At 38.3% G+C, this 15134-nt stretch carries 14 protein-coding genes; 1 reads left to right on the top strand and 13 read right to left on the bottom strand.

What is annotated here, in order from left to right; all coding sequences use genetic code 11:
- Positions 1 to 2: 2 nt before the first annotated feature.
- The 7 genes from ispD to O3598_RS00560 form a co-directional block, all read right to left on the bottom strand.
- On the bottom strand, positions 3 to 1175 hold the full coding sequence (ispD, locus tag O3598_RS00590) for a 2-C-methyl-D-erythritol 4-phosphate cytidylyltransferase (protein WP_371451398.1): 1173 nt from the start codon (positions 1173 to 1175) through the stop codon (positions 3 to 5).
- A complete protein-coding gene (locus O3598_RS00585) occupies positions 1168 to 2316 on the bottom strand; it encodes a PIN/TRAM domain-containing protein (RefSeq protein ID WP_371451396.1) in 1149 nt (382 codons plus the stop codon). Before O3598_RS00585 ends, ispD begins: the two co-directional genes overlap by 8 nt.
- A gap of 70 nt (positions 2317 to 2386) precedes the next feature.
- A complete protein-coding gene (gene radA, locus O3598_RS00580) occupies positions 2387 to 3763 on the bottom strand; it encodes a DNA repair protein RadA (RefSeq protein WP_371451394.1) in 1377 nt (458 codons plus the stop codon).
- Between the two features lie 155 nt (positions 3764 to 3918).
- On the bottom strand, positions 3919 to 6369 hold the full coding sequence (locus tag O3598_RS00575; protein ID WP_371451392.1) for an ATP-dependent Clp protease ATP-binding subunit: 2451 nt from the start codon (positions 6367 to 6369) through the stop codon (positions 3919 to 3921).
- Positions 6370 to 6525: 156 nt separating this feature from the next.
- Positions 6526 to 7590, bottom strand: a complete 1065-nt coding sequence (locus tag O3598_RS00570; protein WP_371451390.1) for a protein arginine kinase — start codon at positions 7588 to 7590, stop codon at positions 6526 to 6528.
- A gap of 10 nt (positions 7591 to 7600) precedes the next feature.
- Positions 7601 to 8140, bottom strand: a complete 540-nt coding sequence (locus O3598_RS00565) for a UvrB/UvrC motif-containing protein (RefSeq protein WP_005379925.1) — start codon at positions 8138 to 8140, stop codon at positions 7601 to 7603.
- Positions 8141 to 8146: 6 nt separating this feature from the next.
- Positions 8147 to 8626: a CtsR family transcriptional regulator gene (locus tag O3598_RS00560; protein ID WP_285416385.1), complete on the bottom strand. Its 480-nt coding sequence runs from the start codon at positions 8624 to 8626 to the stop codon at positions 8147 to 8149.
- A gap of 270 nt (positions 8627 to 8896) precedes the next feature.
- On the opposite strand from O3598_RS00560, the gene O3598_RS00555 reads away from it, so the two are divergent.
- Complete coding sequence (locus O3598_RS00555) at positions 8897 to 9403, top strand: S-adenosylmethionine decarboxylase family protein (protein WP_005378718.1); 507 nt, start codon at positions 8897 to 8899, stop codon at positions 9401 to 9403.
- Between the two features lie 105 nt (positions 9404 to 9508).
- On the opposite strand, the gene O3598_RS00550 is transcribed toward O3598_RS00555, so the two are convergent.
- Genes O3598_RS00550 through sufC form a run of 6 tightly spaced genes read right to left on the bottom strand, consistent with a single transcriptional unit; the run spans position 9509 to position 15090 of the window.
- A complete protein-coding gene (locus tag O3598_RS00550; RefSeq protein ID WP_285416387.1) occupies positions 9509 to 10192 on the bottom strand; it encodes an HAD hydrolase-like protein in 684 nt (227 codons plus the stop codon).
- A gap of 2 nt (positions 10193 to 10194) precedes the next feature.
- Entirely contained in the window at positions 10195 to 10620 is a 426-nt protein-coding gene (gene sufU, locus O3598_RS00545) for a Fe-S cluster assembly sulfur transfer protein SufU (RefSeq protein WP_005378700.1), read from the bottom strand.
- Positions 10621 to 10631: 11 nt separating this feature from the next.
- Complete coding sequence (locus tag O3598_RS00540; RefSeq protein WP_285416390.1) at positions 10632 to 11861, bottom strand: SufS family cysteine desulfurase; 1230 nt, start codon at positions 11859 to 11861, stop codon at positions 10632 to 10634.
- An 11-nt stretch (positions 11862 to 11872) separates the two neighbouring features.
- A complete protein-coding gene (locus tag O3598_RS00535; protein ID WP_371451387.1) occupies positions 11873 to 12919 on the bottom strand; it encodes a SufB/SufD family protein in 1047 nt (348 codons plus the stop codon).
- 9 nt (positions 12920 to 12928) lie between these two features.
- Positions 12929 to 14338: a Fe-S cluster assembly protein SufB gene (gene sufB, locus O3598_RS00530; RefSeq protein ID WP_005379968.1), complete on the bottom strand. Its 1410-nt coding sequence runs from the start codon at positions 14336 to 14338 to the stop codon at positions 12929 to 12931.
- A gap of 8 nt (positions 14339 to 14346) precedes the next feature.
- Positions 14347 to 15090 carry a Fe-S cluster assembly ATPase SufC gene (gene sufC, locus O3598_RS00525; RefSeq protein WP_005378715.1) on the bottom strand — a complete coding sequence of 248 codons (744 nt, stop codon included), beginning with the start codon at positions 15088 to 15090 and terminating at the stop codon, positions 14347 to 14349.
- Positions 15091 to 15134: the final 44 nt, after the last annotated feature.

The raw sequence follows: 15134 nt of genomic DNA, 5'->3' as shown, positions 1-15134 counted from the left end.
AATTAAACCTCTCCTTCATATACGGAAACTACTGCCTGTGCTGCAATACCTTCACGGCGCCCAATGGCACCAAGCATTTCATTGGTAGTAGCCTTAATACTAATGCGATCTAATGGAATTTCTAAAACAGATTGTAAATTAGCCTTCATCGTATCGATGTGTGGCTTTAATTTTGGCGTTTCAGAAATAACCATAATATCTATATTATAGGCTTCTAAGCCTCTTTCTTTCAACAAGGAATTCACATGTTTTAATAAAATCATGCTAGAAATCCCTTTGTATGTATCATCTTCCGGTGGAAAATAGTAGCCTATATCCTTTAAACCAGCAGCACCAAGTAAGGCATCCATCAGCGCATGAATCAATACATCTGCATCGGAATGACCATCGGGGCCAACAGGCGATTCGATATGAACACCGCCCAAAATACAAGGTCTTCCTTCCTTCAATCGATGAATATCATATCCAAAACCTACGCGCATCTGTTGCTCCTTGATTCCTAAATACCGTTTAGCCACCGCTATATCGTTTGGTGTCGTAACCTTGATGTTCTCATAATCGCCATCTAAAATGTACACATCTTTACCGATATATTCAACTAAGGACACGTCGTCCGTCCCCAAATAAGCATCACGCTTAGCCGTTTCTTGAGCTTCTTTGAATATATCTTTTAGAAAACCTTGTGGCGTTTGAATATTCATCAACTCGTTACGATTCAATGTTTCTAAAACCTGTCCATCGATATCAACACGCTTAATCGTATCTGTAGATGGTACACCTATAGTCACAGCACCATGAGTCTTGGCCCCTTCAATGACACGTTCAAATAACTCTGGCTTTGCTAAAGGTCTAGCTCCATCGTGAACGAGGACAATATCCATATCATCGCTAACCGCTTGTAAACCTGCATACACAGAATCTTGTCGCTCTTTGCCACCTGTGATAATTTTAATTGATTTTGAAAGCCCTAATGATGCAATATGCTGCTTCATATAGTCTGCTTCGCCATCAGCAACAACGAGAATGACTTCACTCACTGCTTTAACTTGTTCAATATTACTTAACGTCCATTGAATAATCGATTTATTGCCAAGTTTAATGAAGATTTTGTTCTCATCATGACCCATCCGGCGACCTGCGCCGGCAGCTAATACAATACAGCTAACCTCACTCATGCTTACCTCCATCTACACGCGCAAAAATCATACGACCTGCACTGGTTTGTAAAATGGATGTAACCATAACCTCAACCTCTTGACCTACATATGGACGACCATCTTCTACGACAATCATTGTACCATCGTCTAAGTAAGCAACGCCTTGTTGAACCTCTTTACCTTCCTTCATTACTTGTACGCGAATCCATTCACCTGAAATGAGGACCGGTTTTAATACATTGGCTAATTCGTTTAAATTTAAAACCTTAATGCCTTGTACACGAGCCACCTTATTGAGATTAAAATCATTGGTCATAAGCTTCCATTGTTTCTCTAAAGCTAATCGCATCAATTTAGAATCAACTTCGTGTAGATCATCATAGTCATCTTCTACAATTTCAATAGATACAAGTTTTGCATCCTGCATTTCTTTTAAAATATCTAACCCACGACGGCCACGATTTCGTTTCATCGCATCTGCGGAGTCGGAAATAATTTGTAACTCATTTAAAACAAAGACAGGAACTACCAATGGGCCATCAATAAACCCAGTAGCGCACAGCTCCTTAATACGCCCATCAATAATAACAGAAGTATCTAATAACTTTGCAGTTGAATTTGAGTCACTGGACTTGTGAGATCCAAACATGTTGAAGCCTCTACTTTTTTTAGTCCCCGCTTCACTGCGTTTCCATTGCTTTAAATAGTTAAGATACATTTCAGGTCCCTTACGGGCCATCAAACGTACACCGCTATAGCCAAAAATGGCACTTAAGATGATTGAAATATACGGTCCAATGATAGGAACCTGATTGAATGCTGCACCAATTAAATTAGCAATAATAAGACCAAATAATAAACCGATGGTGCCTGCAATCAATTCTTGGTTAGGAATATGTGTTAATACCCGTTCCAATCGTCTAGCAATGACTAAACCTTGTTTTAAAATAAAGGACGAAATAAAATAGCCTATTAAAATACCAATTATCGTACCAAGCACAATAACTGAAATACGTGCTACAGTGAGCGACATATCTCCAAAGCTTGCAAATTGAGATACTAAATAAGGATCAATAATAGGGGCTAAGTTGTCCATACCTACGTATGCGGCCGTACCGATAAGGATAGCAATCACATACCGTAAAATGCCATAAATCATGGCATCACCTCCTTCAAATACCATAGAGTTTATACTCAATGAATTAGCCTTCTATGAACTGTAACATATATTAAGAAAATGCGAGTTGCATCGCTTGTGCAATTGACGTAACACCACGGATTTGAATAGACTTATCATCGTGCTTAATTTGCTTATAGTTCCCTTCTGGGATAATAAACTTTGTAAAGCCCAATTTCTTAGCTTCATTAATTCGTTGTTCTATGCGTGGAATACTACGAACATTACCGGTCAATCCAACCTCTCCAAGAATCACCATGTCATGAGGCACTACGCGATTTTTTAAATTAGATACAATGGCAACGGCCATCGATAAATCACAAGCCGGTTCATTAACCTTTAATCCACCGATTACATTGACGTAGACATCCTTATTGCCCAACGTAAAGCCGCAGCGTTTTTCCAATACTGCTAGTAGCACAATTAGACGATTCAAATCATAGCCAATAGCCGTACGCCTTGGCATTCCAAAGGCTGTTGTAGCTACCAAACTTTGAACCTCTACCAGAATGGGACGAACCCCTTCAAGATAAATCATGACCGCACTACCACTTTCATCATCTGCTCGTTCAGCTAACAAGGACGCCGACGGATTAGCCAGCTCTGCTAAACCATCTTCAATCATGGTAAAAATACCGGTTTCCGATGTGGAACCAAAGCGATTTTTGATAGCTCGTAATATACGGAACTGATAGGAACGTTCCCCTTCAAAATAGAGTACTACATCCACCATATGTTCAAGCATACGAGGGCCTGCAATATTGCCTTCCTTTGTTACATGACCAATGATAATGGTCGGAATATTCTGTTCTTTACAAAACCGTAATAAACGCGATGTACACTCACAGACTTGACTAACACTACCAGGTGCGGCCTCGATATCTGCAGTAAACATTGTTTGTATGGAGTCGATGACCAGTAATGATGGTTTTTGATCTAATGCGACCTCAAGAATATGGTCTAAATCTGTATCGGCTATCACATGTAATCGTTCGCTATTAATATGTAATCGTTCCGCTCTCAATTTTAATTGTAATTGTGATTCTTCGCCAGATGCATATAAAACGGTACCAACTGTATCGGCCACCTTTTGAGAAACTTGTAAAAGCAGTGTTGATTTACCAATACCAGGGTCACCACCTAATAACATTAATGCACCAGGCACAATACCGCCACCAAGCACTCTATCTATCTCCTTATAGGTCGTAGGAATTCTAGACACAGCGGACATTTCAATATCTGGCAATGCCACGGGTTTAGTCATACTAGTGCCCACCCCACGCACAGATGGTGTACGGCTGTGTTTAGTGTCTTTCACCACTTCTTCAACCAGTGTATTCCATTCACCGCATTGAGGACACTTTCCCATCCACTTGGCAGATTCAGCACCACAATTATTACAAAAGAAAACTGTTTTTACCTTTGCCATACAACCCCCATGAAAAGTAAAAGGTCATGAATGATAATTCACTCATGACCTTTTGTGCATAATTTATACTACGGTCAACTATTATCACTAATAGTATACCATTTTGACATTAAATTTTACATAAAAGACTGTATGAAAATAATATCTATTCCCAGTTAATTAGAAGCTTTTACCACAATGTGTTCATCTTCTACATCGGCCTTGATGATAGCTCCTTCAGGAGCATTACCTTGTAAAATAAGATCTGATATAGGATCTTCAATTAACCGTTGAATAGCTCGTTTCAATGGACGTGCGCCCATTGAGAAATCAGATCCTTCTTTCACAAGCAAATCCATAGCAGCTGGTGAAATTTCTAGTGATAATCCCATATCAACAAGACGTTTTACTACAGTATCCATTAAAATTGTAACAATTTGTTTTAAATCGTTTGACGTTAAAGCATGGAATACAATCATTTCATCGATACGATTCAAAAATTCAGGACGGAAATGGCGCTTTACCGAATCCATAACAGATTTTTTTGCTTCCTTAAAATTAACCTCATTAGTATCTTCAGTGTTACTATCAGCCTTTTTAGCTGCTAAAAATCCTAGTTCAGGTGAATCCTTGCGCAAAGCTTTAGCACCTAGATTACTCGTCATGATGATAACAGTATTTCTAAAATCAACAGTGCGACCCTGGCTATCTGTTAATCGACCATCATCAAGAACCTGCAATAAGATATTAAAGAAATCTGCATGAGCCTTTTCTACTTCGTCAAGTAGAATTACGCTATATGGTTTTCGGCGAACTGCATCAGTTAATTGCCCACCTTCTTCATAGCCAACATAGCCTGGAGGCGCACCTACTAAACGCGATACCGTATGCTTTTCCATATATTCGGACATATCTAGGCGAATCATCGCCGTCTCATCACCAAATAAGGCAACAGCTAGGGCACGAGCCAATTCGGTTTTCCCAACGCCAGTAGGTCCTAAGAATAAGAATGACCCAATAGGACGTTTAGGATCTTTTAAACCAGCTCTAGCGCGGCGAACAGCCTTAGAAACGGCCACAACGGCCTCATCTTGACCAATGACACGTTTATGAAGCTCTTCTTCTAGATGTAATAATGATTCAGATTCTTCCTGTGCGATTTTAGAAACAGGAATCCCCGTCCATTGTGCTACAACAGAGGCAATATCTTCGTCAGTCACAACTAACTTAGCATCGCTATTTTCCTTAGCCGCTTTTTTCTTATCATTGATTTCCTTTTCAATGCGCTTTTCTTCATCGCGCATCTCAGCCGCCTTCTCAAATTCTTGAGCTGTTACAGCCGCTTCTTTTTCCTTTTTTACATCTGCTAATTGTGTCTCCAATGCTTTCACATCGGGTGCGGCAGAAAACACTTTCATCCGCACCTTGGACGCCGCCTCATCGACAACATCGATAGCCTTATCCGGCAAGAACCGATCCGTAATATAACGACTGGATAGTGAAACCGCGGCTGCCAATGCTTCGTCGGTAATCTTTGCCTTATGAAAGGCCTCATATCGATCGCGTAGACCCTTTAGAATTTCGAGTGCATCCTCCTCAGAGGGTTCACCGACCAACACCGGTTGAAATCTACGTTCTAGCGCAGCATCTTTTTCGATATGCTTTTTATATTCATCTAAAGTCGTAGCACCAACCACTTGGAACTCACCGCGAGCTAATGCAGGTTTTAAAATATTCGCTGCATCCATGGCGCCTTCAGTGGCACCAGCGCCAACTAATGTATGAATTTCATCGATGAATATAATCATATCGTTATGTTTTTGAACTTCATCAATGGCTTTTTTCAATCGTTCTTCAAATTCGCCACGATATTTCGCACCGGCTAGCATGGAACTGATACTCAATGAAATAATTCGCTTATTACGCAGAATTTCTGGCACATTACCATTTACGATGCGCTGAGCCAACCCTTCTGCAATAGCCGTTTTACCTACACCTGGTTCACCGATAAGCACCGGATTATTTTTAGTGCGGCGGCTCAAAATTTGAATGACCCTCGCTATCTCTTTATCCCGACCAATAACGGGGTCAATTTTACCTTGCTTAGCCGATTCATTTAAATCTGTGCCAAAATCAGCAAGTTCACCTAATGAACTATTATCTTTCCTATCTTCCGCACTATGACTAACGCTGTCAGAAGAGCCGAGAATTGTTCGAATCGTATCCACAATATCATTTGCACGAATATTATGATTGCGCAATATACCTACTGCTACGCCACCACCATCGCTCAACAGACCTAATAGAATATGTTCTGTCCCCACATAATTGTGGTTCATATGATTAGCCACTTCAACAGCTAACTCCAGCACATGTTTTACACGGGGAGTCATATAGACGGAACTAACCTTCTTATTACCTCGTCCTATATGCTCTTCAACATCTTCAATAATCGTCTCTGCACTGAGACCAAGCTCATTAAGAGCCTTTGCGGCAACACCATTTTTAACCTTTATGAGCCCGATGAGTACATGCTCCGTTCCCACATAGTCATGCCCTAGTTCTAAGGCCGCTTCTTGGGCGAAGGATAACACTCGTTGTGCATCATCTGTAAATCGTTGCATCATATGTATTACCTCGTTCGCAAACATCAGTTTGCGCTCTTTATATAAACTTCATTCATGAAATGAAGGTACATTTTATCAATCTATATAAAATGGAATTTCTTGAATATCTCCATGAATAGTATTCTTAAATATCATAGAAAATAGGAAAATCACTTATTATTTTTGTGAAAGTTTTTCTCTAATAACTGCTGCTCTATAATTATCGCATTCTTGAGGACTTATCTCTTCTTTTCCCATATATTTAAGTAAAAAATTAGGTCTTGTAATAGCCACCAACTCATTAAAACTATCGTTCGACCATGCTGGTAAGATATTTAAATCTACACCTAATTGAACATCGCTTAATTTTTCTAGGGACTCCTGACCACTTATAGACCTTGCATATCGCAATATACCATAGGACCGCCACAAATGATCTTCAAGACCATCTTTATCATTGTGCACCAATGTTTGACGACATTTTCGCTCTTCTGCTATGATACCGTCTACAATTTTCGTCAATTGCTCAATGGTATCGGCTTCGCTAATGCCCATCGTACGTTGATTAGACACCTGATACATATGACCTAATGCGTCAGAACCTTCGCCATATAAACCGCGCACAGAATAGCCAAGCTGAACAATACTCCGAACAAGACGATTAATGCGTCCAGTCATTGCTAATGCAGGAAGATGAAGCATAACAGAGGCGCGTAAACCGGTGCCCACATTCGTTGGGCATGCAGTTAAATAGCCAAAAGATTCATTAAATGCAAATGGTTGCTTCTCATCAATAACATCATCAATGCGTTCTGCATGGTGAAAAGCATCTATTAAATTCAGGCCCGCCTCCATAGTTTGTATGCGCAAATGGTCCTCTTCATTAACCATAATTGCTACCGCTGCGTCATCGGATACAAGTAAGCTACGATATGGCATTTTTTCAGCCATAACAGGACTAATCAAATGTTTTTCCACAAGAATAGCACGCTCTGTATCGGATAATTTATCAAGACTAATACAGTAATAATCTTGATTGTCGGAATCTTTTAACGTAGTAACCAAACCACGTGCAATAGAATCAACATGATGTAGAGCGGCTCCATCATTTTTATTGGTAAATAATGTGTCTCTGAAATTCCGAGCTAATCGTATACGACTAGAAATAACGATATGATCTGAATCGGATGGCGTATGTTGGAGCCATTTACTAAGGGCTGCATCTAATATATTATCAAACATACTATCCTCCTCAATTTTCTTTACTATCGACCTTCGATTCTAAAGCTTTGATTTTATCTCTAATTTGAGCTGCTTCTTCAAAGTTTTCATCACCGATGGCCGTTTCTAATTGACGTCGTAATTGCTTAATTTCATATTGTGCTTTAAACACATTATGCCCTTGGTTTGGTACGCGTCCTTCATATTCAACTGACCCTTGAATGCGTTGAACCAATGATGCAATCTGATTTTTAAAAGTTTCGTAACAACTAGGACATCCAAATTTCCCAAATCGATTAAAATCTTCAAATGTATTTCCACAATTTGGACAGCGTTTCATCTGCTGTGATTGCAACATATGGTCTGGGTACACCATATTTTTGAAAAAATCATTGGAGAAAAAGTCATTGTCCCAAATATCATTTACGAAAGAACTAAAGGGAGATAACTTACCATCTTTTTGTAATTTATTAGCACAGGACGAACATAAATGTTGTTCTGTTTTTTGATTATTAACGATATTTGTCATATGCACTGTTGCTTCGTTTGTATGGCAATGATCGCATTTCATATGACATCACTCCTTCCGCAATGTCTCTATCATGGATGCATAAAGATTGCAAATTGCATCATTTCTAGATTCATAATCTACATGTTCAATGATGCTGGCAAATGAATTATGCATCATTTGAGCCTCGCGCTTTGTAATTTTATTATCTTGTAACAATTGAAATAAAGATTGATCAACATCGCGTAAATCGATTAACCGTTCCACGCGATTTGGACCTTCATAGATATGATAGGTTGTCACTGCTGGTACCATATTAGAAGATTCTGGTTGCAACTTACGAATTCTAATATATCCACCTAATCCACGTCTAGATTCAACATCAAATCCTCGTTCATTAGAAAAACGCGTACTCAATACATAACTAATCTGAGATGGTGCACAATCTAATTCATCGGCCAACTCATTTCTCTTTAAAATCAATCTTTCTTGTTCTTCTGTTAATTTATTAAGTATAAATTTTTCTATTTTATCAGCTATAACGCTCATAATAACACCTCTTTATAAATTTATCTCTTAATTTGTCTTTTTGTTCTTTTAATATAGTTTTATTATATTTGACTATTTGACTATTGTCAAATATAAAGTCAAATTTTTATAAATTATTATTTGACTATTACCAAAATACGTAAATTTATTATATGAATTACGCCACCAAATCAATGTATGTACGTAAATGTTTCTACGAATAGACTAATATAAGAATTCAATGTATAATATTAAAGATATAATAGCGTATGTACGAAAGAAGGTGCTACAATGGCAGATGCATTAGGTCATCAATTATTACTAGATTTATACTCTTGCAATGAAGAATCCCTCTCTTCCGCTGCAGCCGTACAAGAAAGTGTAGCTGCTGCATTTGAGTTAGCAGATATTGAATTAGACGAAATTAACTATCAAGTTATGGATGATGAAATTGTCGTTCTTGCTATTGCAAAACAATTTCACTTCACATTACATGCGTATCCGGAATTGGGTTATGTAGCAGTTGATTTATTCGCCTTCAATCGTACTCTACCACTTACACAATTTATGAAATCCTTACGTCAATCATTTGGATCTGAAAAGGTAAAAGCAACCACTGTCCAACGTGGCGATTTTGGTAACGAACGCGATATGAAACCGCGTCGCAAAACCAAAATTACAACACTTGGTCGTGTATTCCGTACACGTATCCAATTAAAACAAACTGGAGGCAAACTCAAAAAACAAAGCGCTAAGGTTATCAAATCATTAGCTAAAAAAAGTGGCCTAAAAAAATAACATAAGAAAATCTAAAAGACCTTGCTCAGTACGAACAAGGTCTTTTTACTGCGTAAAAAAGGCTAGAGACGAATCTCTAGCCTTTTAATATGAACGTTAATAGTCTTATCTACGAACAAGCATTTCCTCTAAGTCCAAGGTCATAACAATATCATCTACATCATCGCAAAGATATTCTGCATTTGCATCGTTTAACTCTATTTCGGTACCATATCCATAGGTAACACCTATAGATATACAACCTAATTCATTGCCTGACTCAACATCGTATTTTCTATCCCCTACCATGTATACGAGACGACGTCCCGTATCATCAGTTAAAGGATTACCACACAATTCGATGGCCTTTTGAAGAATCTCTTTCTTATGAACCAAGCCTTCTTTGTAATTGGCTCCTACAATGACATCAAAGTATTGTGTAATAGAAAAATGATCTAAAATCTCGCGTGCATAAACTTCTGGCTTAGCCGTAGCCAAGGCCACAGTATAATGTTCATTTTTAACCTTGTCCAATAGGTCGATGATGTTAGGATACAATTGATTTTCGAATTTACCAATGGTACCATAGCGTTCACCAAACTTTTTATATACTTTTTCTGCTTCTTCTAATGCCATGCCACAGTGTTCTTGAAATGAATCTACAAGTGGAGGGCCTAAGAATAATAACAATGTTTCATGAGGTGGAATTTCATATCCAAAGAATTCAAGTGCATATGTGACACTCTTCAAAATTCCTTCTTCTGAATCTGTTAAGGTTCCATCCAAGTCAAAAATAATGGTCTTATTCATAATTATTTCTTTAAAGCCTCTTTTAATGTATGCCATGCTAATACAGCACATTTTACACGAGCAGGCATATTAGAAATATTTTGTAAGGCCATAGCATCTTCCAAATCTTCAAGTTTAGATTCGTCGGTAACCTCTTTTTTAATCATACCCAAGAATAATTCTACCAAACGCAATGCTTCTTCTACAGATTTACCCTTGATAATATCAATCATCATGGATGCTGAAGCTTGGCTGATAGCACAACCAGAGCCTGTGTAAGCTGCATCTTTAATAATGCCATCTTGTACATCAATTTGTAGCGTCAAATCATCACCACAACTTGGATTGTGGCCATGTTCGGAAGCAGTAAACTCACTTAACTCACGTTTATTACGCTTATCTTGATTATGTTCCAAAATAAGTTCCGTATACAATTGATCCATTTCCATGTGAATGTCTCCTAATCTTTAAAGCCCATTACCGAACGGACAGTTTTTAATACCTCTAAGAATGCATCTAAATCTTCTTTACGCGTGTATAAATACATGCTGAGGCGTGTAGATGCAGCTACGTGAAAGAATGCGCCCAAAGGTTGTGCACAATGATGTCCAGAGCGTACACAAATACCTTTAGAATCAAGGATAGTCGCTACATCATGAGGATGTACATCATCTATTGTAAAAGCGATAACGCCATGTTTTTCACGAGGGTTTTGAGATCCCAATACGTGAACATGAGGGATTTCAAGCATCTTAGGCAATACATAGGATACCAATTCTTCTTCATGTGCCTCAATAGCATCCATGCCGAAAGATTCAAGATAATCAATAGCGGCATGTAATGTTACAGCACCATGAGCATTTGGTGTACCAGCTTCGAATTTATATGGTAATTCATTGAATGTAGTAGATTGTTCTTTTACATATTCAATCATATCACCACCGAGTAAGAATGGTGGCATTTTTTCAAGTAATTCTCGTTTCCCATAGAGCACACCAATACCTTGAGAAGCACACATTTTATGACCAGAGAATACGAAGAAATCACAGTCCAAGGCTTGTACATCTACCTTCATATGAGGTGTAGATTGAGCTCCGTCAAGAACGACAATAGCCCCTACAGAATGAGCTTTTTCAGTCAATTCTTTCACAGGAAATTCCATGCCAAGAACATTGCTCACATGAGCAAATGCCACAATTTTAGTACTTTCATCAATCTTATTGATTTCACCATCTTTCAAATGGCCCGATTCATCTAAGTACATATACTCTAATGTAGAACCTGTTTTCTCAGCAACATATTGCCATGTAACAAGATTGGCATGATGTTCTGCAACAGTAATGACAATCTTATCACCTTTTGTAGCAAAATTAGCGCCATAGCTATGAGCGATTAGGTTCATCGATTCCGTACTATTACGGGTAAAGACAACCTCTTCTCGCTCACGGGCATTAATAAACTCAACAACGCGGTCACGTGCATTTTCATACGCTTCCGACGCTTCAATAGCGAGGATATGAGAACCGCGATGTGGATTACCATTATGGTGAAGCATATGGTCTGTAAGGCGATCCATTACCATTTGAGGAATTTGCGCCGTTGCACCACTATCTAAGTAGATAAGGCGATGACCATTATGCTCTTTATGTAAAATAGGAAAATCCTTATATGCTTCTGTAATAGGTCTCATAGTCAATCCTCTTAAATCTTATTACGTACTGCAATCAAAGCAGCTTCTTCAATCACGTCATCACCAATGCGATCGATGATTGGTCGAATCATTGATTCTACAATAATATGTTTAGCTTCTACTTCACTAAAACCACGGCTCATGAGGTAGAACAATTTATTTTGATCAATTTGTCCTGCACTAGCTGCATGATTACCTACTACATTATCTTCTTTACACAATAACAATGGTAGAGAAATAGATTTAACAGTAGGATCTAACAATAAACATGTATCTTCTTCAGCACCTTCAGAGGCAACGGCACCGCGAAGGAAATCCAATGTACCACGGAAGGATTTTTTAGATGTATCGCTTAAGGCACCTAATGTATGAATATCACTAAAAGATTTTTTACCACCATGTGTCATGAGCATAGCAATATCAAATTTTTGTTCCTTATTGCCTAAATAAGCAATGTCATGAACGATTTTACTAGATTCACCTTGTAAATCATGTTCATAGTTTAGGAAGTTTTCTTTGCCACCAATTTCTACATTGATGTATTCCACATCGGCATTATCCTCTAGTTTTGTATAGCGATGTTCGATATGCTGTACAGTTTCGTCTAAAAGATTTACTTTTTTAACGACAATCTTGGCATTAGATTTTACATCGTATTCATTAAGATATTGAATATTAGTCGCCTCTTTTGTACCACCATCCAAGAAGAATTGTACTTCTACGTCAGCATCTTCTTCAACGATAAATTGGAAACGACTGGCAATACGTGCACTCGCATCAATGCGAATACCTACCACTTCTTTTGCCTTAGCAGGCACATGAATACGATAGCCTTCAGCTTCGCTTACAAGCTTAGATACAGCCTCACCATTAGCACCTTTATAGTTTGTATTCATCAAAGCTGTCCCAGCTGGCAATGGGCTTATAATGGCATCATTACCTTTTACCAATACAGCTGTAGTTTTGTCTGATTCTCCCCAAAGACTTGCTGGAGTATGGTTAACACGCAACCATCTAAAGGTAGGTCTAGGAAGTTCATTAAATAGTAATTCGCTCATAGTACCTCCTTACCCGATAGAACCTTCTAATTCAAGATTGATTAGATTATTCATTTCAACAGCATATTCCAATGGCAATTCTTTAGAAATTGGTTCTACGAAACCACGAACAAGCATTGCACGAGCTTCTTCTTCACTAATACCACGCGTCATAAGGTAGAAAATAGCTTCATCAGAAATACGGCCAATCTTAGCTTCATGACCTAAATCGACATTATCATTTTCTACAATAATAGCTGGAATTGTATCGGATTGAGAAATTTCATCCAACATCAAGGATTCACAGGATACAGTTGCTTTTGCATGTTCCGCATTAGGACCAATTTTCAACAGGCCACGATAAATAGCAGCGCCACCGGATTTGGAGATAGATTTAGAGTTTACATTACTTGTTGTATATGGTGCATTGTGAACCACCTTACAACCAGTATCAAGGAATTGACCTTCGCCGGCAAATGTTACGCCTGTAAACTCAGCATGAGCACCTTCGCCATTAAGAATACTCATTGGGTACAAACAGGATACGTGAGAACCAAAGGAACCAGATACCCATTCAATAGTACCGCCTTTACCTACAACACAACGTTTGGTATTGAGGTTGTACATATTCTTAGACCAGTTTTCAATTGTGGAATAACGCAACGTAGCGTTATCCTTAACGAACAATTCTACTGCGCCTGCATGAAGATTGGATACATCGTATTTAGGAGCAGAACAACCTTCGATAAAATGTACCTTAGCACCTTCTTCTACGATGATCATCGTATGTTCGAACTGACCAGCACCTGGTGCATTCAAACGGAAATAGGATTGCAATGGAATATCCACTTGCACGCCTGCAGGAACATAGACAAAGGAACCGCCAGACCAAACGGCACCATGAAGAGCTGCCCATTTATGATCGGTAGGAGGAATCAATGTCATCCAGTATTTTTTTACGATTTCTTCATGTTCATGAAGTGCTGTTTCGATATCAGTATAAATTACGCCTTGTTTTACAAGATCTTCTTGAATGCTGTGATATACGACTTCGGAGTCATATTGAGCACCTACACCTGCAAGAGATGTTTTTTCTGCTTCTGGAATACCGAGGCGATCAAATGTGCTCTTAATATCGTCAGGTACTTCATTCCAATCGCCCTTCATATCTACTTTAGGCTTTACATATGTGTAAATATGTTCCATATCTAAGCCAGAAATATCAGGAATCCAATTAGGAATTTCCATACGATTGTAAATCTCTAAGGATTTCAAACGGAAGTCAAGCATCCATTCCGGTTCATTTTTATTAGACCAAATTTCACGGATAATATCTTCTGTTAACCCAGCATCAGCAATATAGGAATACTCAAAATTATTCTTTATATCATAGACACCACGGTCCATATCCGCAACTTGGGTTTTCTTTCTTTCTTCCATGTTGCCTCCTATGCTAATGCTTTGTATGCGTCGTAACCTTTTTCTTCAATTTCACGAACCAATGAAGCATCACCAGTTTTAACGATTTTACCGTTGATCAAAACATGTACAAAATCAGGTTTTAATTTTTGTAAAATTTGATTGTGGTGAGTGATGATTAATACTGCATTATCTTCATTGTGGAAACGATTAACACCTTCGGATACAATGCGAACAGCATCAACGTCAAGACCAGAGTCAGTTTCATCAAGAATAGCCAATTTAGGATTTAAAATAGACATTTGAAGAATTTCATTTTTCTTGCGTTCCCCGCCGGAGAAACCTTCGTTTACATAACGTTGTGCATAGGATGTGTCAAAGGACAATTCATCCATTTTTTCTTTCAATTCTTTTTTGAAAGCCAACGCGCGTACATTTTCACCTGTAATTGTAGATTTTGCAGTACGGATGAAGTTTTCTACAGTAATACCAGGAACGGAAATTGGGCTTTGGAATGACATAAAGATACCTGCTTTTGCACGATCATTTACAGCATCTTCTGTAATATCCTTGCCATCAAATACGATAGAACCTTTATCAACTGTATACAATGGGTTACCCATAATAGCATTTGCCAATGTGGATTTACCAGCACCATTCGTACCCATTACTACGTGAATCTCACCTTTATTTATTGTTAAATTAATGCCTTTAAGAATTTTCTTCTCTTCTACAGACACTTCCAAATCTTTAATCTGAAGTAATTCAGCCAAAATATTTCACTCCTTCGTATCAGATAATCTGATTATATGATTAA

The sequence above is a fragment of the Veillonella atypica genome, from assembly GCF_041431435.1.
Classification (GTDB): domain Bacteria; phylum Bacillota; class Negativicutes; order Veillonellales; family Veillonellaceae; genus Veillonella; species Veillonella atypica.
Note: the sequence above shows the minus strand (reverse complement) of the source record. Positions and strands in the feature narration are given on the sequence as shown.

What these genes read in the sequence shown, in the direction of transcription:
- O3598_RS00535 (WP_371451387.1), bottom strand. Translation starts at nt 12,919, where the DNA reads ATGAGCGAATTACTATTTAATGAACTTCCTAGACCTACCTTTAGATGG.
- O3598_RS00560 (WP_285416385.1), bottom strand. Translation starts at nt 8,626, where the DNA reads ATGAGCGTTATAGCTGATAAAATAGAAAAATTTATACTTAATAAATTA.
- sufB (WP_005379968.1), bottom strand. Translation starts at nt 14,338, where the DNA reads ATGGAAGAAAGAAAGAAAACCCAAGTTGCGGATATGGACCGTGGTGTC.
- O3598_RS00585 (WP_371451396.1), bottom strand. Translation starts at nt 2,316, where the DNA reads ATGATTTATGGCATTTTACGGTATGTGATTGCTATCCTTATCGGTACG.
- sufU (WP_005378700.1), bottom strand. Translation starts at nt 10,620, where the DNA reads ATGGAAATGGATCAATTGTATACGGAACTTATTTTGGAACATAATCAA.
- O3598_RS00555 (WP_005378718.1), top strand. Translation starts at nt 8,897, where the DNA reads ATGGCAGATGCATTAGGTCATCAATTATTACTAGATTTATACTCTTGC.
- radA (WP_371451394.1), bottom strand. Translation starts at nt 3,763, where the DNA reads ATGGCAAAGGTAAAAACAGTTTTCTTTTGTAATAATTGTGGTGCTGAA.
- O3598_RS00540 (WP_285416390.1), bottom strand. Translation starts at nt 11,861, where the DNA reads ATGAGACCTATTACAGAAGCATATAAGGATTTTCCTATTTTACATAAA.
- O3598_RS00570 (WP_371451390.1), bottom strand. Translation starts at nt 7,590, where the DNA reads ATGTTTGATAATATATTAGATGCAGCCCTTAGTAAATGGCTCCAACAT.
- O3598_RS00550 (WP_285416387.1), bottom strand. Translation starts at nt 10,192, where the DNA reads ATGAATAAGACCATTATTTTTGACTTGGATGGAACCTTAACAGATTCA.
- O3598_RS00565 (WP_005379925.1), bottom strand. Translation starts at nt 8,140, where the DNA reads ATGAAATGCGATCATTGCCATACAAACGAAGCAACAGTGCATATGACA.
- ispD (WP_371451398.1), bottom strand. Translation starts at nt 1,175, where the DNA reads ATGAGTGAGGTTAGCTGTATTGTATTAGCTGCCGGCGCAGGTCGCCGG.
- O3598_RS00575 (WP_371451392.1), bottom strand. Translation starts at nt 6,369, where the DNA reads ATGATGCAACGATTTACAGATGATGCACAACGAGTGTTATCCTTCGCC.